The following is a 21,858-nucleotide window of genomic DNA, read 5'->3' as shown; positions in this document are numbered from 1 at the left end:
AGAACTCTTGGCGTCAGCCCGTACAGCCGTCCGTCGTCTGGAGCAGCGTCATGACCATTGGGGTCCACCTGGAGGAGTTCCACGACCTCCCCGTCTTCGACTTCCCCGACGCCGACGCCGACGCGACGGCCGGGCTGCCCGACGCGGCGTCCGTGGCCTGGCGGGTGTCGGGCCCGACGTACTGCGACTCCGGGGACGAGAAGTGGGGCGCGCGCTTCGAGCGCTTCCTCAAGACCGTGGACACCGGCCGGGTCCGCGCGATCGTCGTGGGCGGCTGGGAGGACGCGTACGAGAACTCCTCGGCCGGGGTCGTCACCGCCTTCCTCGGGGCGAACGACCGGCTGACCGCCCTGGAGGCGGTCTTCCTCGGGGACATGACCTTCGAGGAGTGCGAGATCTCCTGGATCGTCCAGTCGGACGTGACGCCGCTGCTCTCCGCCTACCCGGCGCTGCGGGAGCTCGGGGTGCGCGGCGGGACCGGCCTCGCCTTCCCGGCGCTGCGCCACACGGGCCTGGAGACCCTGGTCGTGGAGTCCGGCGGGCTCGGCGCCGACGTCGTGCGCGGCATCGCCGGCAGCGACCTGCCCGCCCTGGAGAACCTCGAACTGTGGCTCGGCACGGACGAGTACGGCGGCGACTCCTCCCCCGAGGACCTGGCGCCGCTGCTCTCCGGCGAGGCGTTCCCCGCCCTGCGCAGCCTCGGGCTGTGCAACAGCGTCGTCGAGGACCAGGTGGCCGCGGCCGTGGCGAGCGCCCCGGTCGTCGCCCGCCTCGACCGGCTCGACCTCAGCATGGGTGTGCTCACCGACGAGGGCGCCGCCGCGCTCCTCGACGGCCAGCCGCTGACGCATCTGCTGGAGCTGGACCTGGAGCACCACTACCTGTCCGAGGCCATGGCCGAGCGGGTCACCGCCGCGCTCGCCCCGCACGGGGTGCGGGTCGTCCTGGACGACCCGCAGACCGCCGAGGACGACGGTGACGGGGACGTCTGGCGCTACGTCGCCATCGCCGAATGACCGCCGGCCCGCGCCTCGTCGTCGTCGGCGACCCCTCGGGGCGGCGCGTCGCGTTCTTCCAGGACGCGCTGCGTGCCGCCGGGCTGCCCGGGGCGCGGGCCGTCGGCTGGCTCGACGTGCTGCGCGGCCGGGCCCGTCCGGCGGCGGGCGAGATCGTCCGGGTCGACTCGCCCGGGGAGGTGCCCGAGGTGGACCGGATGCTGCGCGGCGCCGACGACCCGGCCCGGGTGGAGGGCGGCAGGATCTGGTACGAGCGGTTCACCGCCGCCGTCGCCGGGCTCGCCGCCGAGGCCGCGCGGGCCGGTGCCGTGCTGGTGGACGACCCCGCCGAGACGGCGGTCCTCTTCGACAAGCGGCTCACCCACGGGCGGCTCGCCGCCGCCGGGGTGTCCGTGCCCGCCTCGCCGACCTCCGGTCCCGGCGGGGCGCCGGTGCGGGGCTGGGACGACCTGGTGGGGCTGATGGCCGGCTCCGGGCTGCGCCGGGTCTTCGTGAAACCGGCCCACGGCTCCTCCGCCTCGGGAGTGCTGGCCCTGGAGACGGCCGGGGCGGGCCGCGTGCAGGCCGCCACCTCGGTCGAGCGGGACGCGGCCGGACGGCTCTTCAATTCGCTGCGGGTACGCCGCTACACGGGCGCGCGGGAGGTCGGGGCGCTGGTCGACGCGCTCGCCCCCGACGGGCTGCACGTGGAGCGCTGGCTGCCGAAGGCGACGCAGGGCGGCCGGGCCGCCGACCTGCGGGTGGTGGTGACCGGCGGGCGCGCCACCCACGCGGTGGTCCGCACCAGCCGCTCCCCGCTGACCAATCTGCACCTCGGCGGCGCGCGTGGGGACCTGGCCGCCGCGCGGTCGGCGATCACGGCCGCCGGCGGCCGCTGGGAGGACGTCCTCGCCGGGTGCGAGCGGGCGGCGGCGGCCTTCCCCGGCACCCGGTGCGTCGGGGTGGACCTGCTGCCGGGCACCGGCTGGCGCCGCTTCGCGATCGGCGAGGTGAACGCCTTCGGGGACCTGCTGCCCGGCCTCACCGGCCTCCCGGGCAGCGGCTCCGAGGGCCTGGACACCTACGGCGCCCAGGTCGCCGACCTGCTGCGCGCCTTCCCCGCGTCGGGCGGCACCGCGCCCCGTACACCCGGCACGGCAGGAACGTGCCCAGCAGGAACGTGCCCGACAGGCACGAGCACCCCAGAAACGAGCCCCGCGTGAACCAGCCCCACCCCACGAGCCGACCCGAGCCCGTGAACCAGCCCCACCCCACGAGCCGACCCGAGCCCGCGGACCGGCCGCGTGCCGTGCACCAGCCCCACCCCGTGGCCCGCCCCGACATGAACACGATCGTCGGCAGCCACGACCTCCTCCTGGTGACCCTCGACACCCTCCGGTACGACGTGGCCGCCGAGCTGGCCGCCGCCGGGCGCATCCCGAACCTGGCCCGCCACCTCCCGGACGGCCGCTGGGAGCGCCGGCACGCCCCCGGCAGCTTCACCTACGCCTCCCACCAGGCGATCTTCGCCGGCTTCCTGCCGACCCCGGCCGCGCCGGGGCCGCATCCGCGGCTCTTCGCCGCCCGGTTCGCGGGCAGTGAGACCACCGCGGACGGCACCTATGTGTACGACGCCCCCGACCTGGTCACGGCGCTCGCCGCCGACGGCTACCGGACGGTCTGCGTGGGCGGGGTCGGCTTCTTCAACGGGCGGCCCCCGCTGGGCTCGGTGCTGCCCGGGCTCTTCCAGGAGAGCCACTGGGAGCCGTCGTTCGGGGTGGCCTCGCCGACCTCGTTCGAGGCGCAGGTGGCGCGCGCCGAGGAGGTCGTGGCGGCGCTGCCGGCCGACCGCCGGCTCTTCCTCTTCCTGAACGTGGCCGCGCTGCACCAGCCCAACTGGTTCCACACCCCGGGCGCGAGCCGCGAGGCCGGCGACACCCGGGCCACCCACGCGGCGGCGCTGGAGTACGTCGACCGGCACATCGGGCGCCTCTTCGCCGCGATGAGCAGCCGCCGCCGCTGCTTCGCGATCGTCTGCTCGGACCACGGCACGGCCTACGGCGACGACGGGTTCACCGGTCACCGGCTGGGCCACGAGGTGGTGTGGACGGTGCCGTACGCGCAGTTCACGCTGGCCGGCCCGGACGAGGGGGCCGCCGCGTGACCGGGACCCCGCCGCCCCGCCCGTACCGCTCGTACGTGTACGCCTACCCGCACAAGACGGCGTACCGGCCGCTGCCGGAGCGGCCCGGTCTGGCCGCGCTGTGGGCGGGCGAGCCGAAGGACGCCCTCTCGCTCTACGCGCACATCCCCTTCTGCGAGGTCCGCTGCGGCTTCTGCAACCTCTTCACCCGCATCGGGGCCCCGGACGAGCTGACCACCCGCTACCTCGACGCGCTGGACCGGCAGGCCGTGGCGGTGCGGGAGGCGCTGGGCGGCGCGGAACCGGTGCGGTTCGCGACGGCGGCGTTCGGCGGCGGTACGCCCACCTTCCTGACCGCCGGCGAGCTGGAGCGGCTCTGCGACATCGCCGAGCACCGGATGGGCGCGGATCTGCGGGCGGTGCCGCTCTCCGTGGAGACCTCCCCGGCCACCGCGACCGCCGACCGGCTGGCGGTCCTCGCCGCGCGCGGCGCGACCCGGCTCAGCATCGGCGTGCAGAGCTTCGTGGACGCCGAGGCGCGGGCGGCGGTCCGGCCGCAGCGGCGCGCCGACGTGGAGGCGGCGCTCGGCCGGATCCGGGACACCGGCGTGCCGGTGCTCAACATCGACCTCATCTACGGCATCGACGGGCAGACCGAGGAGTCCTGGCGGTACTCGCTGGACGCGGCGCTCGCCTGGCGTCCCGAGGAGCTGTACCTGTACCCGCTGTACGTGCGGCCGCTCACCGGGCTCGGCCGCTCGGCCCCGGCGGAGTCGGACGGGGAGTGGGACGCGCGGCGGCTGCGGCTCTACCGGCAGGGGCGCGACCACCTCCTCGGGCACGGCTACGAGCAGGTGTCGATGCGCATGTTCCGGCGGGCGGACGCGGGCCCGTCGGGCCCCGAGGACCACGCCTGCCAGACGGACGGCATGATCGGTCTCGGCTGCGGAGCCCGCTCGTACACCTCGGCGCTGCACTACTCCTTCGACTACGCGGTGGACATGCGGGAGATCCGCTCGATCATCGACGCCTACACGGAGACGGGGGACTTCTCCCGGGCGCAGGTGGGCCGGTGGGTGGACGGGGCGGAGGCGCGCCGCCGCCACCTCCTCCAGTCGCTGCTCCAGGCGCAGGGCATGGAGCTCGCCGGGTACGAGGAGCGGTTCGGGTCGGGGGCGTTCGACGACTTCGGGCCGGAGCTGGAACGGTTCGCCGGGTACGGCTGGCTGGACGGGTCGGCGCCGGACGGGCTGCTGCGGCTGTCGCCGGAGGGGCTCGCGCACTCGGACGGGCTCGGCCCCGAGCTGTTCTCCCCCGCCGTACGGGCCGCGATGGCCGCGTACGAGCCGAAGTAGGGGCGGGCGTGGACCTGACGCTGCTGTACCGGGGGCCGCTCGCCTCCTGCGACTACGACTGCCCGTACTGCCCGTTCGCCAAGCGGCGGGACAGCCCGGAGACGCTCCGCGCGGACCGGGCGGCGCTGGAACGGTTCACCGGCTGGGCGGCCGGGCAGACCGGGGACCGGCTGCGGATCCTCTTCACGCCGTGGGGCGAGGGCCTGGTCCGCTCCTGGTACCGGCGGGCGCTGGTGGAGCTGTCGCGGCTGCCGCACGTGGAGCGGGTGGCGATCCAGACCAATCTGAGCTGCCGCACCTCGTGGCTCGACGGGGCGGACCTCGGGTCGCTGGCCCTGTGGTGCACGTACCACCCGGGGCAGACCCCGTACGAGCGCTTCCTCGGCAAGGCGCTCGACCTGGCGGCCCGGGGCGTCCGGTTCAGCGTGGGCGTCGTGGGCCTGCCCGAGCACCACGCGGAGGCGGTGCGGCTGCGGTCGGCGCTGCCGGACCACGTCTACCTGTGGGTGAACGCGGCGGAGGGGCACGCGTACACGGACGCGGAGGCGGCGGTGTGGACGGAGATCGATCCGCTCTTCGGCTACAGCCGGCGTCCGCACCGCTCGGCGGGGCTGCCCTGCCGGACCGGCGAGTCGGTGGTGTCGGTGGACGGCGAGGGGACGGTGCGGCGCTGCCACTTCGTCAGGGCCGAACTGGGCAACCTGTACGACGGCTCCTACCGTGCCGCGCTGCGGCCCCGGGCCTGTCCCCTCGCCGCCTGCGACTGCCACATCGGCTACGTCCACCTGGAGACGCTGCCGCTGTACGACGTGTTCGCCGGCGGGGTCCTGGAGCGGATCCCCGCCGGCCGTCCGGGAGCTACAGGGGCATGAGGTCGGGGCGCTTGGCCTCGACGTGGTCGCCGGAGCTCTCGCCGCGCAGCCGCCGCCCGATCCACGGCACCAGGTACTCGCGCGCCCAGTGGATGTCGTCCCTGCGGACCTCCAGCGGGCCCCGGGCGGGCAGCGGCGGCCACGCCTGGTCGGGGTCGGCCGGGACCGGCAGGCCAAGGACCTGGGCGGCGCGGAGCGCGACCCGGGTGTGCCCCTCGGGCGACAGGTGCAGCCGGTCGTCGTCCCAGGCGCGCCGGTCCTGGACGGAGCGGAGCGACCACAGGTCGAGGACCGGGCAGTCGTAGCGGTCGGCGATGGCGCGGACGTGGGCCGTGTACGTGGCGATCTTGCCGCGCAGGTGCTTGAGCACGGGCACGTCGCGGGTGTCGAAGCCGGTGGTGACCATGACGGTGCCGACGGCGGAGGTGAGGTCTTGGACGGCCCGCTCGAAGCGCTCGGCGACGTCGTCGGGGTCGGTGCCGGGGCGGATGATGTCGTTGCCGCCGGCGCAGAAGGTCACCAGGTCGGGGGCGAGCTCCTTCGCCCGGGGGACCTGCTCGGCCACGATCTGGTCGAGGAGGCGTCCGCGGACGGCCAGGTTGGCGTAGCGGAAGGACTCGTGGTCCGGCAGCTGGTCGGCGAGGAGCACCGCGAAGCGGTCGGCCCAGCCGACGTAGGTGCCGTCGGGTCCGGGGTCTCCGACGCCCTCGGTGAAGCTGTCACCGATCGCCGCGTACGACCCGAATGACCCGAACGCGTTCTTGTCTGTTTCTCTCGAATCGTCTGCCACGTCAGCACATCCTTCCGTTTCGGATGTGACCTACGCGACCGTAAGGAGGGGTTGACGGCGGGTGATATATGCCACCGATAAAGAATTTGCCAAGCCGGAATAGCCGGAGCGGGGCGAAGGCCCCGCACCGGGGGTGCGGGGCCTTCGGACGGCCGTGGGCCGGACGGGTCAGATCGACACGCCGTGCTGGCGCAGGTAGGCCAGCGGGTCGATGTCCGCGCCGTAGCTCGGCGAGGTGCGGATCTCGAAGTGCAGGTGCGGGCCGGTGGAGTTGCCGGTGGAGCCGGAGAGGCCGATCTGCTGGCCGCCGCTGACCGACTGGCCGGCGGAGACGGCGAGGGAGGAGAGGTGGGCGTACTGCGAGTAGTTGCCGTCGGCGTGCTGGATGACGACCTCGTTGCCGTACGCGCCGCTGTACCCGGCGGAGACGACCGTGCCGGCGCCGACGGCGCGGACGGTGGTGCCCGAGGAGGCGATGAAGTCGGCACCGGTGTGGTAGCCGGAGGACCACATGGAGCCGGAGGCGCGGTACGGGGTGGAGACGCCGCCGGAGACCGGGGCGACCCAGCCGGTGGAGGCGGTCTGCGCGGCCGGCTCGGCGGCGGCCGGGGCGGCGGCGCGGTCGGCGGAGCGCGAGGCGCGGGTCTGCTCGCCGGACGACTGGGCCTTCGGGGCGGCCTTGCGCTCCGCCTTCGGGGCGGCCTTGGCGGCGGCCTTCGGCGCGGCGGCGGGCTTCGGGGCGGCGGCCTTGGCGGTGTTCTTGGCGCCGAGGGTGAGCTTCATGCCCGGGAGGATGAGCGAGGGGTTCTCGCCGACGACCTGGCGGTTGTCGGAGTAGAGCTTCTGCCAGCCGCCGGCGACGTTCTGCTCGGCGGCGATCTTGGACAGGTAGTCGCCGGCGACGACGGAGTACGTCTTCGGGGCGGCGGCCTTGGCGGCCGGGGCGGCGGCCGGGGCCTGCGCGGCGGCGCTCACGACGCCGGCGGAGACGGCGGCCGGGGCGGCCTGCTCGGCGGCGTGCGCTCCGGTGGCGCCGATCAGCGGCAGGGCGACGACGGCGCCGCCGGTGCCGGCGGCGACCAGGCCGCGGGTGATGAGGGTGGACTTCTGGCGGCGGTGCTTACCGTTCGCGGGCATGGCGAATTCCTCTCCGGCGCCTGCGAGGTGAGCTGTCGGGTTCGGACTGGAGATGCCCGGCCGCGTTTCTCACGCGGCTTCACCCCGAGCCGTCCTGCGTCGCGGGACCGGCGTACTTCCTTGGGTCCCCCGCTCCTGCCATGCGATGGGATGGGGTCGAATTCCGGACGGTGGCAGGATTCGGCGGTCCGACCGGATTGACGGCGACGCTAGACGAGCGGGGTCGACGCGAACAAGCCGCCGTATTCCGCGGGCATTCCGGGGCGATCTTCGGGCCCGGAATTCCGGTCACCCTCCGTGGATGACGGTCCCTCGATTCCCTTTTCAGGGAGGGTGATTGAACCGGGCGGTCGGCCACGATCCGTCACTTCTATGACGCTGCTCACGCGCGGAATTCCATCTCCCCCTCAACCAGGGCGCGTTACCGCAAGACCTTCCAATACGGACAGATCGCCCATTACCGACCAGGGGGGTGCGCCGCGCCCCTCGCCCCGGGATGATTGCGGGGGGAACCGATCTCGTCCGGTCCCGTGAACGCCTACCCCCAGGAGCATCCGTGACGCAGCAGTTGCCGCAGGTCCAGCCCCTCGAACCCGGCGAGCCCGAGCTCGCGGAGGTCCGCAACTTCCGGGACGTGGGCGGCCTGCCGACGACGGACGGGCGCGCCGTCCGCCCCGGCGCCCTGTTCCGCAGCGGCCACCTCGCCGACGCCACCGAGTCCGACGCCGCCTTCCTGGACGGCCTCGGCCTGCACACGATCTTCGACTTCCGCAACGCCGCCGACGCCAAGGTGGAGGGGCCGGACGTCGAGCTCCCGGGCGTACGGAACGTGAACATACCCCTGAGCGACCCGGCCGACGGCAAGGAGTTCTGGCGGATGGTCCGCGAGGGCGACCTCGACACGCTGCGGGACCTGCTGGGCGACGGCAAGGCCGCGGAGCGGATGACGGTCTCGTACCGCCGGATGATCGTGGAGCGGACCCACGAGCACAGCCGGGTCCTGCACGCCCTCGCCGAGGACTCCGTCCCGGCCCTGATGCACTGCGCGGCCGGCAAGGACCGCGCCGGGCTCTCGATCGCCATCACCCTGCTCGCGCTGGGCGTGGAGCGCGAGGCGATCGAGGCCGACTACGTGAAGTCCGACGCCCCCCACCGCCGCTACAAGGTGCGCCGCAGCTCCACCGCCCGGGACGCGATGGCGCCCGAGGTGATGGAGCTGCTGAGCCCGCTCTTCGACGCGCGGGTCGAGTACCTCCGGGCCGCCTTCGAGACGATCGACGCGACCTGGGGCTCCGTGGACACCTACCTCGCGGAGGGCCTCAAGCTGGCGCCCGAGACCCGCGAGCGGCTGCGGGAACGGTTCCTCACGGAGGCGTGAGCCCCGCGCCGCCGCGGGGTCCGGCTACTGGTTCTGCCCGCCGAGCATGAAGAGCAGGTAGAGGAAGCCGGCGAAGAGGTGACCGGCGATCAGGTACGCGAAGAGGCGGAGCACCAGCCCCTTGGGGAACTTGCCCTCACCGCGCTCCTCGCCGGTGACCGGGGCGGAATTCACTGACTTGTCGGGCATGTCGGTCATGTCGGTCGACCTCTCGGGGCTCAGCGGGAGTGCGGGGCGCCGCCGCCCAGGCACAGTTCGGCGGCGGGGCTCTGCAGGAGCGTGTGGACGAACAGCACCTCGGCACCGGCGCGGCCGGCCGCGCCGATCCGGTGCGGGGTGAGCGAGTCGAAGTGCGCGCTGTCCCCGGGATCGAGCAGGTGCACGGTCTCGCCGAGCGCGAGCCGGACCTGCCCTTCGAGGACGTGCAGCCACTCCTCACCGGGGTGGACGCGCACGATGTCGGCCCGGGTGGCGTACGGCACGTGGACGCGCAGGCACTGCATGGCCCGGCCGGCGCCGCCGGCCTGCCGGTAGATCCAGCCGTCGGCCTCGACCGGCTCGGAGCGGCCGGCCCGGATCACCGGGTCGCGCTCGGCCGGGGTCTCCCCGAGCAGCTCGGCGACCGTCGTACCGTAGATACGGGCGAGGGCCAGCAGCATCGGCAGCGAGGGCTGCCGGTTCCCGGTCTCCAGCCGCGAGAGGTGGGCCGGGGAGAGTCCGGCCCGCTGGGCGGCCGCCTCCAGGGTGAGCCCCCGGCGCCGGCGCAGGGCCCGCAGCTGCGGGGCGACGTCGGGCAGGAGGTCGGGGGCGGCGGTTTCCGGGGCGGAGCCCCGGGGGACGTGGTCCATGGGTCCATTCCGCCAGGTTCATGCCTCTGAGGCAAATTTCTTGCCCCAGAGGCAAAAGCCCCGGCGTGCGGCTGTCAGCGCTGTGCGACCGCCTGCTTGACCAGCGTCTTCCCGAAGTCCCAGAGCAGCCCCCCGCCGCCGTGGGCGTCCTCCATGACCTCCGTGAAGGCGGTCACGAAGCGGTCCACGTCCGCCTCGTCGATCACCAGCGGCGGGATCAGCTTGATCACCTCCAGATGGTCCCCGGAGACCTGGGTGAGGATCCGGTGCCGCTGGAGCAGCGGCACCACCACCATCTGTGCGAAGAGCCCCTTCCGGGCCGTCTGGAGCATCGCCCACCGCCCGCGCAGCCCCAGCGAGCTCGGCCGGCCGAACTCGATCCCGATCATCAGCCCCCGGCCGCGCACCGCGTGCAGCAGCTCGTACCGGGGCACCAGCTCCTCCAGGCGGCCCTTCAGGAGCCCGCCGACCCGCCGCACGTGCGCGACCGTCCCCTCGGACTCCATCACCGCGAGCACCGCGAGCCCCGCCGCCATCGCCTGGGCGTTGCCGCCGAAGCTGGCCGAGTGGACGAGGACCCGGTCCATGGACGAGTAGACCTTCTTGAAGATCCACTCCTTGCCCAGGGTCGCGCCGACCGGCACGTACCCGCCGGAGAGCGCCTTCGCCACGCACACCAGGTCCGGCTCGACCCCGTCCTCGTGCTGGTACGCGTAGAAGTCCCCGGTCCGGCCGAGGCCGGTCTGCACCTCGTCGGCGATCAGCAGCGCCCCGTGCCGGCGCAGCAGCCCCTGGGCGGCGGCGAGGAAGCCGGGCGGGGCCTCGTGGACGCCCTTGCCCTGGATCGGCTCGACCACGAAGGCGGCCACGTCCCCCTTCCGGAGCTCGCGCTCCAGGGCGTCGAGGTCGCCAAGCGCGATTGGCGTGTCCGGGAGGAGCGGGTCGAAGCCCGCCCGGAAGCCCTGCTCGCCGTTGACGGAGAGGGCGCCGGTGGTGAGGCCGTGGAAGGCGTGGTCGCAGTAGACGATCCTCGGCCTGCCGGTGGCGTACCGGGCGAACTTCAGCGCGGTCTCGACGGCCTCGGTGCCGCTGTTGCCGAAGAAGACCCGGTCGAGGTGGGGGCTGTGGGCGAGCAGCCGCTCGGCGAGCAGTCCGGGCAGCGGCGGGCAGTCGAAGCGGGTGAGGTCGGGCAGGTCCGCGTCGAGGACGTCGTGGAGGGCCTTGCGGACGACGGGGTGGTGCCGGCCGAGGCCCATGACGCCGAAGCCGGCGAGCATGTCGAGGTGGTCGTTGCCCTCGGCGTCCCAGAAGTGGGCGCCGGCGGCCCGCTCGTAGACCTTGTCGAAGCCGATGGTGTGCAGCATCCGCGGCAGCTGCGGGTTGAGGTGCCGGGCGTGCAGCTCGTACCGCTCGCCGCCGCGCTCGGCGAGCAGCGCCCGCAGGTCGAAGCCGTCGGTCATGGCCGGCCCCTCAGCTCCCGGAGACGGTCTCGCGGACCGCCCGCAGCGACTCCTTGAGCGAGCCCATGGTGGCGAGCACGGCGGTGGGTTCGTAGCCGCAGTGCGCCATGCAGTTGGCGCAGCGCGGGTCCTTGCCTCGGCCGTACTTGTCCCAGTCGGTCTCCTCGACGAGTTCGCGGTAGGTGGGGACGTAGCCGTCGCTCATCAGATAGCAGGGGCGCTGCCACCCGAAGAGGGAGTAGTTGGGGATCGCCCAGGCGGTGCAGGGGAAGTCGGCTTTTCCTTCGAGGAAATCGAGGAAGAGCGGCGAGTGGTTGAGGCGCCAGCGGCGCCGGTTTCCGCCGGCGAACGCCTTCTTGAAGAGTTCCCTGGTCTGTTCGACGCCGAGGAAGTGTTCCTGGTCGGGTGCCTTCTCGTAGGCATAGGCGGGCGAGATCATCATTTCGTCGACCTGGAGGTCGTCGTTGAGGAAATTCAGCACCTCGATGATCGTCTGCGGGGTGTCCGTGTTGAAGAAGGTCGAATTGGTGGTGACCCGGAATCCGCGCCGCTTGGCCTCCTTGATCGCCGCCACGGCCTCGTCGAACACGCCCTCCTTCGCCACCGATTCGTCGTGGCGTTCGCGCAGTCCGTCGATGTGGACGGCGAAGGCGAAGTAGGGGGACGGCGTGAAGTCGTCGAGCTTCTTGCGGAGCAGCATCGCGTTGGTGCAGAGGAAGACGTATTTCCGGCGGGCGACCAGCTGGCGCACGATCTCGTGGATCTGAGGGTGCATCAGCGGCTCGCCGCCGGCGATGGAGACCATCGGGGCGCCGGACTCCAGGACGGCGCCGACCGCCTGGGCGACCGGCATGCGCTGCTTGAGGACCCCGGCGGGGTGCTGGATCTTGCCGCAGCCCTCGCACTTGAGGTTGCAGGCGTAGAGCGGCTCCAGCTCGACGATGAGGGGGAACTTGTCCCGCTTGCGGAGCTTCTGTTCGAAGAGATAGGTCCCGACCCGGACGGACTGACGGAGCGGCATGGCCATAACTCGCTCACCTCCTGGGGAGCAGCAGAGAACGGTGCCATTCGAAGAAAGCGGGAAGGACGGCACGAAGGACGCGGAAGGCCGATATTCCCCCGCGTACGGTGCCGATACGGACCAGTTCGTGTTCGGGGGCGTCCACGACCACCCGTACGGCGGCAACGGACCGGGGTCCGGCCGCCCGGGCGGTACGGAGGGTGGCGGCGGACTCCATGTCGACGGCGATCGCCCCGCCGGCGGCGAGCGCGGCCCGCTCGGGGCCCCGCACCACGTGGTCGGAGCCGGTCAGCGGCCCGGTGTGGACGGTGCGCCCGGGCAGTGCCCTGGTCAGCGCCTTGACGAGCAGGTCGGTGCCGTCGCAGACGGTGGTGCCGGCGGGGTCCCGGGTCTCCTCGGCGACGACCAGGTCGCCGGGGTGCATGCCGGGCGCGAGCCCGGCGCAGAAGCCGGAGGCGATGACGGCGGCCCCGCCCCAGCCGTGCCGGGCCAGCGCCAGGGAGGCGCCGCGGGCCGCGTGGTCGGGCCCCATGCCGGTGCGCACCACCCGGACGGGTCCTGGCGCCCCGCCCCGCTCGCCGCCCCGCAGGGCGAACCGCTCGATGCCGAGGGCGCAGGCGATCAGCAGCGGCGGGGCGGCCCCGGCGTCCCCCGCCGGGCGGTCGCGGTCCATCACCCCTCCTTGTGGTGGAGCGTGGGTTCGCCGTGCAGGTACCGGCCGAGCGCGGTGAGCGGGAAGACCTGCCGGTAGAGGTGGTAGTTGATGGAGAAGTCCCAGGGGAAGCCGGTGCCGGTGAAGTACGGCTCGTCCCAGGAGCCGTCCTCGCGCTGGGTCTCCGCCAGGAACGCGACGCCCCTGCGGGTGGTGTCGGAGTCGCGTTCCCCGGCGGCGAGGAGGGCGAGGAGGGCCCAGGCGGTCTGCGAGGCGGTGGAGGTGCCGCGGGCGATCCAGGTCCGGTCGTCGTACGAGCGCAGGTCCTCGCCCCAGCCGCCGTCCGGGTTCTGGACGGAGGCGAGCCAGGCGACGGCCCGGCGGACCGCCGGGTGGCCGGCGGGGATCCCGGCGGCGGCGAGGGCGGGCAGCACCGAGCCGGTTCCGTACACGTAGTTGACGCCCCAGCGGCCGAACCAGGCGCCGTTCGGGTCCTGTTCGGCGAGCAGCCAGTCGATGCCCCGGCGGGTGCGGGGGTGGTCGGCCAGGCCCTCGTGGGCCAGCATCTCCACCACGTGGGCGGTGACGTCGGCGGAGGGCGGGTCGATGACCTCACCGAAGTCGCAGAAGGGCAGTTTGTTGGGCAAAACGCCCGTGTTGTCGGCGTCGAAGGCGGCCCAGGCGCCGTTGCCGGACTGCATGCCGGCGGTCCAGCGGGCGGCGCGGCGGACGGCCGCGTCCACCCGGGCCGGGTCGGGGTGGCGGACCCGGCGCAGGGCGAGGATCACCTCGGCGGTGTCGTCGATGTCCGGGTAGTTGTCGTTGTGGAACTCGAACGCCCAGCCGCCGGGCGGGAGTCCGGGGCGGCGCACCGCCCAGTCGCCGGCCTTGGTGATCTCCTCGCCGAGCATCCAGTCCGCGGCCTTCACCAGCGCGGGGTGGTCGGCGGGCAGGCCGGCGTCGGCGAGGGCGATGGTGGCGAGGCAGGTGTCCCAGACGGGCGACTGGCACGCCTCGATCATCCGGACCGGGCCCTCGGGCTCCTCGCGCCAGACGGCGAACCGGTCCAGGGACTCCAGGCCGGCCCGCATGACGGGGTGCTCCAGGTCGTAGCCGAGCAGGTGGAGGGCGATCACCGAGTAGACGGCCGGCGGCTGGATGCCGCCCCAGCAGCCGTCGTTCTCCTGCCGTTCGACGATCCACCGGGCGGCGGAGTTCATCGCCGCCCGGCGCAGTCCTGGCACGGCGACACGGTGGTAGAGGTGCAGGGCCTTGTCGAGGCGCTGGAAGAGGCCGTCCCAGCCGGTGAGCGGGGCGAGCGGGCGCGGCGGCGCCGGGCGGTCCGGGTCGGTGTGCAGCTCGTCGAGGGTGAAGGGCGCGGGGCGGACCGGGCGCTTCGCGGAGACGATGGTGAGCGGCACGATGGTCTGCCGGGCCCAGCAGCCGAAGTCGTAGATGTTCAGCGGGAACCACGAGGGCAGGAAGACCAGCTCGGGCGGCAGCTCGGGCAGGTCCTCCCAGCGCCACCAGCCGAACAGGGCCAGCCAGATCCGGGTGAAGACGCGGGCGGAGGCGATCCCGCCGCGGGCCCGGACGCGGGAGGCGGCGCGGGCCATGTGCGCGGCCTCGGGCCGGTCCCCGGCGAGCCGGAGGGCGACGTACGCCTCGACGGTGGCGGAGAGGTCTCCGGGGCCGCCGTAGAAGGTGGGCCAGGTGCCGTCCTCGTACTGCCGGCTCCGGATGTGCCGGGCGGCGGCCTCGACGGTGCCGGGGTCGAGGATGCCGAGGAACTGGCGGAGCAGGAGGTCCTCGGCGTCCATGGTGACGTTGGTCTCCAGGTCGCCCTTCCACCAGCCGTCGGGGGCCTGGCGGGCGAGGAGGTGGTCGGTGGCCCTGCGGGTGGCGAGGGCGGCGGCCTCCTCCAGGAGTGCCGGGGCGGCGGCGAGGCCGTCCGCGGGGGTGGTGCGGTGGTGTGGAGTGGTGCTGGCCGCGGGCGCGAGGGGGCCGAGGGCCCCGGCGTTTCCGTCGGTCGTCGCTGTCATGGCTTCCCCTTCGTGCAGTCTGTGTCCTCTGCTCCTGCGGGTCTGCCGTCGGCCGGTGCCGGGTGGCACCGGCCGGCGACTGCGCACTCATATCTGGCGGTGGATGATCATTTCTTCCGTACGACGACGAAGTCGGCGAGGGCGATCAGCTGGTCGCGCACCCGGGCGGGCATGTCCACCTCGTGCAGGGCGCGCAGCGCGATCGCGTGCTGGCGGCGGGCTTCCTCGGCGGTCCACTCACGGCCGCCGGCCTCCTCGATGAGGGCGGCGCGGTAGGCGAAGTCCTCCTCGGTGAAGGAGTCGAAGGCGGGCGACTTGGCGTCCTCGGCGAGCAGCCGTCCGAGCCGCTCGGACGCCTCTCCGCCGGCCGCGAGGGCGGCGACGACGGGCAGGGACTTCTTCCGCTGCCGCAGGTCGCTCCAGGTCTGCTTGCCGGTGGCCTCGGGGTCGCCCCAGATGCCGAGGAGGTCGTCGACGGCCTGGAAGGCGAGGCCGAGGTGGTAGCCGTACTCCTCCAGCTTGTCGGCGGTGCGGTCGTCGGCGCCGCCGAGGACGGCGCCGATGGAGACGGCGCAGGCGAGGAGGGCGCCGGTCTTGTTGCCCTCCATCTCCAGGCACTCTTCGACCGTGACCCGCTCGCGGTGCTCGTAGGAGATGTCCTGGGCCTGCCCGTCGATGAGCTTGCGGTTGGCCGTCGTCAGCCGGCGGGTGGCGCGGCCGGCCTCCACGGTGCCGAGTTCGAGGAGGACCTCGTTGGCGAGGGCGGAGAGCGCGTCGCCGACCAGGATCGCCTGGGCGGGGCCGAACACCTTCCACACCGTGTCGCGGTGGCGGCGCTGCTCGTCGCCGTCCATCAGGTCGTCGTGGAGCAGCGAGAAGTTGTGCACGAGCTCGACGGCGACGGCGCCGGGGACGCCGACCTCGGGCGCGGCTCCGGCGGCCTCGGCGGAGAGCAGGGCGAGCGCGGGACGCACGGCCTTCCCGCTGTCGGCGTCGGTGGGGTTGCCCTGGGCGTCGATCCAGCCGAAGTGGTAGGCGGCCACGGTGTCCATGGGCGACGCGAGCCGGCCGACGGCCGCCCGCATGACGGGGGTGGACAGGGTCCGCCCCCTCTCCAGCAAGGCGCTGACGTCGGCGGTGTCGACGGCCGGGGTCCCCGGGGGCACGGTCGGCACGGTCTCTCCTCTGGTTCCTGTGATCACACTCATGCCGCCTCCTGCAGCGGATGGTCATGGCGGCGGCCGAAGGCGGAGAGCGCCGCGCCGGCGGCGCTGAAGCCGCTTCGGACGGCACCTTCCATGGTCGCGGGCCAGCCGGTGGCGGTCCAGGCGCCGGCCAGGTAGAGGCCGGGCGCACGGGTGCGGGCGGCGGGGCGGAGGCGCCCGACGCCCGGTGTGGGGGCGAAGGTGGCGGTCCGTTCCCGGGTGACGAAAAAGTCGCGGACGGCGGCGCCGCGGGCGGCGGGCAGCAGTCGTTCCAGCTCCGGCAGATAGCGCTCGCGCAGGGCGGCGACGGGTGTGTCGATCTCGTCCTGGGCGGCGGACTGCGAGATGGCGAGGTACTGCCCCGTGCCGGTGAGGCCGGCGGACTCGGTGCGGTCGAAGACCCACTGGACCGGGGAGCCGAGGGCGGTGAAGAAGGGCCGCCTCAGCACCTTGCGGTCGTAGACCACGTGCAGGTCGAGGATGGGCGCGGTGCCGATGTCGAGGAGCCGGTCGGCGTCGTCGAGCGCGCCCTCGGGGAGTAGGGCGTGGGTCTCGGTCTGCGGCACGGCGAGGACGACGGCGTCGGCGCGCAGGGTCTCGCCGGGTACCTCGACGGTCCACCGGCCGTCGTCGGTACGGTCGATCCGCTCGGCCTTGGTGCGCAGCAGGGTCCGGACGCCGAGGCCGTCGAGGGTCTTGGCGGCGAGGGTGTCGTGGAGGTGGCCGAGCGGCACGTGGGCCCAGCCGATGTCGGCGGCGCCGGGGTCGGTGAGCAGCCCGGTCTTGAAGACCATGGCAGCGAGTCCCATGGAGGAGTCCTGGGCGGGGGCGTTGAGGGTGGGGACGCCGATCAGGTCCCACAGCGCCTCGATGGCGCGGGGGGACTGGCCGTGCCGGCCGAGCCAGGTCGCGAAGTCGACGCCGTCGAGGGCCGGGTCCGCGGGGTCGAGCCGCTTCAGCGCGAGGGCGGCGCGGCCGACGGAGGCCCGCTCGGCGAGGGAGAGGTGCGGGTACGTGGCGAGGCTGCGGGCCAGGTGGAAGGGGACCGGCAGCGGGTCGCGGCGGATCCGGCCGAGGCGGGGGCCGCGCGGGTGGGCGACGTCGAGGACGGGCACGTCGAGCCGGTCCTGGAGCGGGGCGAGGCGGGCGCCGTCGACGCGGTCGAGGAACCACCGGTAGGCGGTGCAGCAGCGCAGGTAGACGTGCTGGCCGTTGTCGACGGTGAGGTCGCCGCGGCGGAAGGAGAAGGCGAGGCCGCCGAGCCGGGGCCGTCCTTCGAGGAGCGTCACGCCGACGCCCGCCTCGGCGAGCTGGAGCGCGGCGGTGATGCCGGCGAGCCCGCCGCCGACGACGACGGCGCTGGGCCCCGGGGTGCCGGGCGGGTCGTGGGGGGCGGCCATCAGGTGCGCCTCCTGACGGTGGAGCGGGCGATGTGGCGGGCGTCGAGGCCGGAGAGGCCGCGGACGGCGACGTACGCCTTCTCCGGGCCGGGCAGCGAGACCCGGCCGCGGAGCACGGCGGAGGGGTCGCGCTCGATGCGGTCGAGGAGGCGGCGGTAGATGCCGGCCATGGCGGCGACGCAGGCGCCGCTGCGCCGGTCGAGCATCGGCAGCAGCCGGTAGCCCTCGGCGAAGAGGGTGCGGGCGCGGCGGACCTCGAAGTGGACGAGGCCGGCGAAGTCGGCGCCGGCGGGCAGGACGGACGCGCCGAAGCCGCTCTCGCAGCCGAAGCGGGCGAGGTCGTCGGCGGGCAGGTAGGTGCGGCCGTTGCCGGCGTCCTCGCGGACGTCCCGGAGGATGTTGGTGAGCTGGAGCGCGAGGCCGAGGGTGTCGGCGTACTCGGCGGCCTTGTGGGCCCCGGCGGCGCCCGGCTGGGTGCCGAAGACGCCGAGGGAGAGCCGGCCGATGGCGCCGGCGACGCACCGGCAGTAGACCGCGAGCTCGTCCCAGGTGCGGTAGGTGGCGCCGCGGACGTCCATGAGGACGCCGTCGATGAGCTCGTCGAGCCCTTCGAGGGGGATCGGGAAGCGGCGGGCGGAGTCGGCGAGCGCGACGGCGACGGGGTCGGTGTCGTCCTCGGCGACGTCGTCCTTGCGGACCCGGTCGAGCAGGGTGCGGGTGGCCTCCAGGCGTTCCCGCTTCACCTCGGGCGCGAGGGTGCCGTCGCCGATGTCGTCGACCCGCCGCGAGAAGGCGTACAGCGCCGACATGGCCTGCCGCTTGTCGGCGGGCAGGAGGCGGATGCCGTAGGCGAAGTTGCGGGCCTGCTGTCCGGTGACGGCCTCGCAGTAGCTGTACGCGGCCTGCACTGGCGCGGACGGCCGGGCCGCTTCCTCCACGGTCACGTTCCCCCCTCTCGGCGCGCCCGGAGCAGGACCGCTCCCGCCTGGCGCGTCAGGCTCGGCTTGGTGGGCTTCGGCGGTCCGGCGAGGACGTCGAAGCCGGCGGCCGCGATGGCGTCGAGCGCGGCGAGTCCGCCGGCGGTGAAGCCGGTGAGGAGCAGGCGGAGGCGGCCGTGGACGCTCGCGACGAGCGGGAGGCCGGAGTGCAGCAGGGCGCGGGCCCGCTCGGCCTGGAAGGCGACGAGGGAGCGCACGGCGGCGCCCGCGCCGGGCCGGGCGAGCTCGTCCTCGGTGACGTGGAACCGCTTGAGGTCCTCGGCGGGCAGGTAGATCCGGTCGCGGCCGAGGTCCTCGGCGACGTCCTGGAGGTGCTCGACGATCTGGAGGGCGGTGCAGATCTCGTCGGAGCGGCGGATCCGCTCGGGGGTGGCGGTGCCGGTGATGCCGAGGACGAGCCGGCCGACGGGGTTGGCGGAGAGCTCGCAGTAGGCGAGGAGGTCGTCGTACGTCTCGTACCGGCGGACGAGCTGGTCCTGGCGGTTGGCCCGGATCAGGCCGAGGAAGGGCTCCGGGGTGAGGTCGCGGCGCCGGACGGTGGGCTGGAGGGCGCGCAGCAGCGGGTGGCGGGGGGTGCCGTCGAAGACGCGGCGCAGGTCCTCCTCGAAGGCGTCGAGGAGGAGGAGCCGGTCGGCGGCCTCCCGGGGGCCGAGGCCGAGGAAGCGGGCGTCGGCGCCGCCGGGGGCGAGGTCGCCGTCGCCGATGTCGTCGACGAGGCGGGCGTATCCGTAGACGGCCATGAGGTCGTCGCGCCAGGCGCGGGGCAGGTAGAAGGGGGCCACGGGGAAGTTCTCGTCCGCCGCCTTGCCGAGCGTGGTGCGCGAGGGATCGTCGGCGCGCACGTACCGGGAAGCCGTCACCGGGCGGCGCCCGGCGCGGGGACGGCGACACCCACGTGAAGCTGGAGATTCTGCGTCATGGCCGTCATATCTCCCGTTCTACACTGCCGATCCAATCCATCCTATTTCGGACACGCCGCCGCGCACGGAGCACGCGCCCGCCGGAATGTCCCGGGGGCGCCCTGGGGCGGTGTGGATCAGACCGGTACAGCTTACGTTGTACGAGAGATGTCGCCATTCGGGGGGCAGGTCAGCGGGGACGGGCCCCCGAGACGACCATGGCGAGGGTGGTCTCGACCACGTCGGCGCGGCGCTGGGCGGAGAGCCGGCGCAGCGGGCCTTCGAGGAGCAGCAGCGAGAGGCCGTGCACGGCCGACCAGGCGGCGGCGCCGGCGGCGGACCTCCGGCCACCGGTCCGATCGAGGGCTTCCAGGGCCTCGCGGAGCAGGGTGAAGGCGCGGGCCTCGGGCTCCGGGGGGACCGGCGCGCCGAGGGGGCACTCCTCCGCGGCGGGCCGGACGGCGCCGAAGGCGGCGCGGTAGAGGCCGGGGTGCTCGACGGCGAAGCCGACGTAGCCGCGGCAGAGGGCGGCGAGCCTGCGCTCGGCGGCGAGGGCGGGGTCGTCGGCGCCGGGCTCGCGGGCGGCGGCCCGCTCCATGGCCTCGGCGAGGCGGGCCCTGGCGTGGGCGCGGACGGTACGGAGCAGCTCGCCGCGTCCGTCGAAATGGCGGTAGGCGGCGGTGGGCGAGACACCGACGCGGCGGGCCGCCTCGCGCAGGACGACCCGCTCGGGGCCGCCTTCGGCGGCGAGGCCGACGGCGGCGCAGACCAGGGCGTTGCGCAGGTCGCCGTGGTGGTAGTTCTTTCCGCCCGCAATCCCTGCCATGGGCTCATCCTGCCCGATGTTGACCGCATGAACATTCCGCCCGGGGGTCCCGGCGGCGAAAACCGACAGCGCCCCCCACCGGGCGGTGGGGGGCGTTCGGCGCGCGGTGCGGCGCGGGCGTCAGCGGGCGGTCTCGCGCTCGTACGCCTTGAGGACCTCGTCGGTCGGGCCGTCCATCAGGAGCTGGCCCTTCTCCAGCCAGAGCACCCGGTCGCAGGTGTCCCGGATGGACTTGTTGCTGTGGCTGACCAGGAAGACCGTGCCGGCCTCCTTGCGCAGTTCGCGGATGCGCTCCTCGGAGCGGATCTGGAACTTGCGGTCACCGGTGGCGAGCGCCTCGTCGATGAGGAGCACGTCGTGGTTCTTGGCCGCCGCGATGGCGAAGCGGAGCCGGGCGCCCATGCCGGAGGAGTAGGTCCGCATCGGCAGGGAGATGAAGTCGCCCTTGTCGTTGATCCCGGAGAAGTCGACGATGTCCTGGTACCGCGCGTGGATCTCCTCGCGGCTCATGCCCATGGCGAGTCCGCCGAGGATGACGTTGCGCTCGCCGGTCAGGTCGTTCATCAGGGCGGCGTTGACGCCGAGCAGCGAGGGCTGGCCGTCGGTGTAGACCCGGCCGCTCTCGGTGGGGAGCAGGCCGGCGATGGCGCGCAGCAGGGTCGACTTGCCGGAGCCGTTGGTGCCGATGAGGCCGATGGCCTCGCCCCGGTAGGCGGTGAAGGTGACGCCGCGGACGGCGTGCACCTTGCGGACGCCCCGGCTGACCTCGGCCTTGTCCCGGCCGACGATCCGGCTGAGGGCCGCGGTGGCGCTGCCCTTGCCGCCGCCGCCGGTGTGGACGCGGTAGACGATGTGGACGTCGTCGCAGATGACGGTGGGCGTCTTGGCGCCCGGGATGGTCTCAGCCACGGCCGTACCTCTCCTCGGCCTTCCAGAAGTAGACGAAGCCGCCGATCCCGAGGAGCAGCGCCCAGCCGACGCCGGTGGCCCAGACGTGGTCGGGCAGGTTCTCGGAGCCGTAGCCGTCGATGAGGGCGAAGCGGATCAGGTCCATGTAGACCGCCGCCGGGTTGTACATGAGGATGTCCGCGATCCACTGCGGCTTGCCCTGGAGCATGATCGGGATCGAGAACATGACGCCGGAGGCGTACAGCCAGGTACGCATCACGAAGGGCATCAGCTGGGCGAGGTCGGGCGTCTTGGCGCCGGCCCGGGCCATGATCAGCGCGAGGCCCACGTTGAAGACGAACTGGAGCATGAGCGCCGGGATCACGAGCAGCCAGCTCGCCGACGGGTAGCTGCCGGAGACCATGACGATCGCGACGAGCACGATCATCGAGAAGAGCAGCTGCTGGAGCTGCTGGATCGAGAAGCTGATGGGGAGGCTGGCGCGCGGGAAGTGCAGGGCCCGCACCAGTCCGAGGTTGCCGGAGATGGCGCGTACGCCGGCCATCACGGAGCTCTGCGTGAACGTGAACACGAAGATGCCCGTGACCAGGAAGGGGATGTAGACGTCCTTCTCCATGCCCTTGCCCGCGCCCAGGATCAGGCCGAAGATCAGGTAGTAGATCAGGGCGTTGAGCAGCGGCGTCGCCACCTGCCAGACCTGGCCCAGCTTGGCCTGGCTGTACTGGGCGGTGAGCTTGGCCGAGGAGAAGGCCATGATGAAGTGGCGATGGCTCCACAGCTGCCGGACGTACTCGAACAGTCCGGGCCTGGCGCCGCTGACCGCGAGGCCGTACTTCGCGGCGAGGTCGCCCGGGGTGAGGCCCGCGTCGACGGAGGCCGGAGGCGCGCTGGTCGCGACCGCCCCGCCCTGGTGAATGTCACTCACAGT

General features: G+C 73.6%; 21 protein-coding genes and 1 riboswitch. Of the genes, 6 read left to right on the top strand and 15 right to left on the bottom strand.

Annotated features, from left to right (window positions below):
- The first annotated feature begins 50 nt into the window (after positions 1–50).
- The 5 genes from ACIGHB_RS01485 (at position 51) to ACIGHB_RS01465 (ending at position 5,365) form a co-directional block, all read left to right on the top strand.
- Positions 51–1,016, top strand: a complete 966-nt coding sequence (locus ACIGHB_RS01485; RefSeq protein ID WP_399908588.1) for an STM4015 family protein — start codon at positions 51–53, stop codon at positions 1,014–1,016.
- Entirely contained in the window at positions 1,013–2,218 is a 1,206-nt protein-coding gene (locus ACIGHB_RS01480; protein ID WP_399908586.1) for an STM4014 family protein, read from the top strand. Before ACIGHB_RS01485 ends, ACIGHB_RS01480 begins: the two co-directional genes overlap by 4 nt.
- Before the next feature lie 119 nt (positions 2,219–2,337).
- Positions 2,338–3,159 carry an STM4013/SEN3800 family hydrolase gene (locus ACIGHB_RS01475; protein ID WP_388874406.1) on the top strand — a complete coding sequence of 274 codons (822 nt, stop codon included), beginning with the start codon at positions 2,338–2,340 and terminating at the stop codon, positions 3,157–3,159.
- On the top strand, positions 3,156–4,493 hold the full coding sequence (locus ACIGHB_RS01470) for an STM4012 family radical SAM protein (RefSeq protein ID WP_399908584.1): 1,338 nt from the start codon (positions 3,156–3,158) through the stop codon (positions 4,491–4,493). Before ACIGHB_RS01475 ends, ACIGHB_RS01470 begins: the two co-directional genes overlap by 4 nt.
- Positions 4,494–4,501: 8 nt before the next feature.
- Complete coding sequence (locus ACIGHB_RS01465) at positions 4,502–5,365, top strand: STM4011 family radical SAM protein (RefSeq protein WP_399908581.1); 864 nt, start codon at positions 4,502–4,504, stop codon at positions 5,363–5,365.
- Here the strand turns inward: ACIGHB_RS01465 and ACIGHB_RS01460 are convergent.
- Together ACIGHB_RS01460 and ACIGHB_RS01455 are read right to left on the bottom strand one after the other, a co-directional pair.
- On the bottom strand, positions 5,352–6,155 hold the full coding sequence (locus ACIGHB_RS01460; protein ID WP_399908578.1) for an SGNH/GDSL hydrolase family protein: 804 nt from the start codon (positions 6,153–6,155) through the stop codon (positions 5,352–5,354). The genes ACIGHB_RS01465 and ACIGHB_RS01460 overlap by 14 nt on opposite strands.
- Before the next feature lie 168 nt (positions 6,156–6,323).
- Positions 6,324–7,292, bottom strand: coding sequence for a peptidoglycan DD-metalloendopeptidase family protein (locus ACIGHB_RS01455; protein ID WP_399908575.1), 969 nt, complete (start codon positions 7,290–7,292; stop codon positions 6,324–6,326).
- A 4-nt stretch (positions 7,293–7,296) separates the two neighbouring features.
- A riboswitch (cyclic di-AMP (ydaO/yuaA leader) is annotated at positions 7,297–7,460 on the bottom strand.
- Between the two features lie 388 nt (positions 7,461–7,848).
- Between ACIGHB_RS01455 and ACIGHB_RS01450 the strand changes: the two genes are divergently transcribed.
- Positions 7,849–8,670: a tyrosine-protein phosphatase gene (locus ACIGHB_RS01450; protein ID WP_399908572.1), complete on the top strand. Its 822-nt coding sequence runs from the start codon at positions 7,849–7,851 to the stop codon at positions 8,668–8,670.
- A 24-nt stretch (positions 8,671–8,694) separates the two neighbouring features.
- Here ACIGHB_RS01450 and ACIGHB_RS01445 read toward each other — a convergent pair whose 3' ends face one another.
- The 13 genes from ACIGHB_RS01445 to ACIGHB_RS01385 form a co-directional block, all read right to left on the bottom strand.
- Entirely contained in the window at positions 8,695–8,859 is a 165-nt protein-coding gene (locus ACIGHB_RS01445) for a DUF6126 family protein (protein WP_360312484.1), read from the bottom strand.
- Positions 8,860–8,888: 29 nt separating this feature from the next.
- Positions 8,889–9,518: a helix-turn-helix domain-containing protein gene (locus ACIGHB_RS01440; protein ID WP_360312447.1), complete on the bottom strand. Its 630-nt coding sequence runs from the start codon at positions 9,516–9,518 to the stop codon at positions 8,889–8,891.
- Positions 9,519–9,592: 74 nt separating this feature from the next.
- On the bottom strand, positions 9,593–10,978 hold the full coding sequence (locus tag ACIGHB_RS01435) for an aspartate aminotransferase family protein (RefSeq protein WP_399908568.1): 1,386 nt from the start codon (positions 10,976–10,978) through the stop codon (positions 9,593–9,595).
- A 10-nt stretch (positions 10,979–10,988) separates the two neighbouring features.
- Positions 10,989–12,005 carry an adenosyl-hopene transferase HpnH gene (gene hpnH, locus ACIGHB_RS01430; protein WP_360312451.1) on the bottom strand — a complete coding sequence of 339 codons (1,017 nt, stop codon included), beginning with the start codon at positions 12,003–12,005 and terminating at the stop codon, positions 10,989–10,991.
- 7 nt (positions 12,006–12,012) lie between these two features.
- On the bottom strand, positions 12,013–12,672 hold the full coding sequence (locus ACIGHB_RS01425) for a 1-hydroxy-2-methyl-2-butenyl 4-diphosphate reductase (RefSeq protein WP_399908564.1): 660 nt from the start codon (positions 12,670–12,672) through the stop codon (positions 12,013–12,015).
- Positions 12,672–14,693: a squalene--hopene cyclase gene (gene shc, locus ACIGHB_RS01420; protein ID WP_399908561.1), complete on the bottom strand. Its 2,022-nt coding sequence runs from the start codon at positions 14,691–14,693 to the stop codon at positions 12,672–12,674. The genes ACIGHB_RS01425 and shc overlap by 1 nt, the downstream gene beginning before the upstream one ends.
- A 107-nt stretch (positions 14,694–14,800) precedes the next feature.
- Positions 14,801–15,901, bottom strand: coding sequence for a polyprenyl synthetase family protein (locus tag ACIGHB_RS01415; protein ID WP_360312457.1), 1,101 nt, complete (start codon positions 15,899–15,901; stop codon positions 14,801–14,803).
- On the bottom strand, positions 15,898–17,298 hold the full coding sequence (gene hpnE, locus ACIGHB_RS01410) for a hydroxysqualene dehydroxylase HpnE (RefSeq protein WP_399908558.1): 1,401 nt from the start codon (positions 17,296–17,298) through the stop codon (positions 15,898–15,900). The genes ACIGHB_RS01415 and hpnE overlap by 4 nt, the downstream gene beginning before the upstream one ends.
- A complete protein-coding gene (gene hpnD / locus ACIGHB_RS01405) occupies positions 17,298–18,236 on the bottom strand; it encodes a presqualene diphosphate synthase HpnD (protein WP_399909340.1) in 939 nt (312 codons plus the stop codon). Before hpnD ends, hpnE begins: the two co-directional genes overlap by 1 nt.
- 2 nt (positions 18,237–18,238) lie before the next feature.
- On the bottom strand, positions 18,239–19,156 hold the full coding sequence (hpnC, locus tag ACIGHB_RS01400) for a squalene synthase HpnC (RefSeq protein WP_399908555.1): 918 nt from the start codon (positions 19,154–19,156) through the stop codon (positions 18,239–18,241).
- 229 nt (positions 19,157–19,385) lie between these two features.
- Positions 19,386–20,021: a TetR/AcrR family transcriptional regulator gene (locus ACIGHB_RS01395; RefSeq protein ID WP_399908552.1), complete on the bottom strand. Its 636-nt coding sequence runs from the start codon at positions 20,019–20,021 to the stop codon at positions 19,386–19,388.
- 120 nt (positions 20,022–20,141) lie between these two features.
- Complete coding sequence (locus ACIGHB_RS01390; protein ID WP_360312465.1) at positions 20,142–20,930, bottom strand: ABC transporter ATP-binding protein; 789 nt, start codon at positions 20,928–20,930, stop codon at positions 20,142–20,144.
- On the bottom strand, positions 20,923–21,855 hold the full coding sequence (locus ACIGHB_RS01385; protein WP_360312467.1) for an ABC transporter permease: 933 nt from the start codon (positions 21,853–21,855) through the stop codon (positions 20,923–20,925). Before ACIGHB_RS01385 ends, ACIGHB_RS01390 begins: the two co-directional genes overlap by 8 nt.
- Positions 21,856–21,858 lie beyond the last annotated feature (3 nt).

The organism is Streptomyces sp. NPDC085460, assembly GCF_044541975.1.
Taxonomy (GTDB): domain Bacteria; phylum Actinomycetota; class Actinomycetes; order Streptomycetales; family Streptomycetaceae; genus Streptomyces.
The sequence above is the reverse complement of the archived record's forward strand: the minus strand, read 5'-3'. Positions and strand labels throughout refer to the sequence as shown.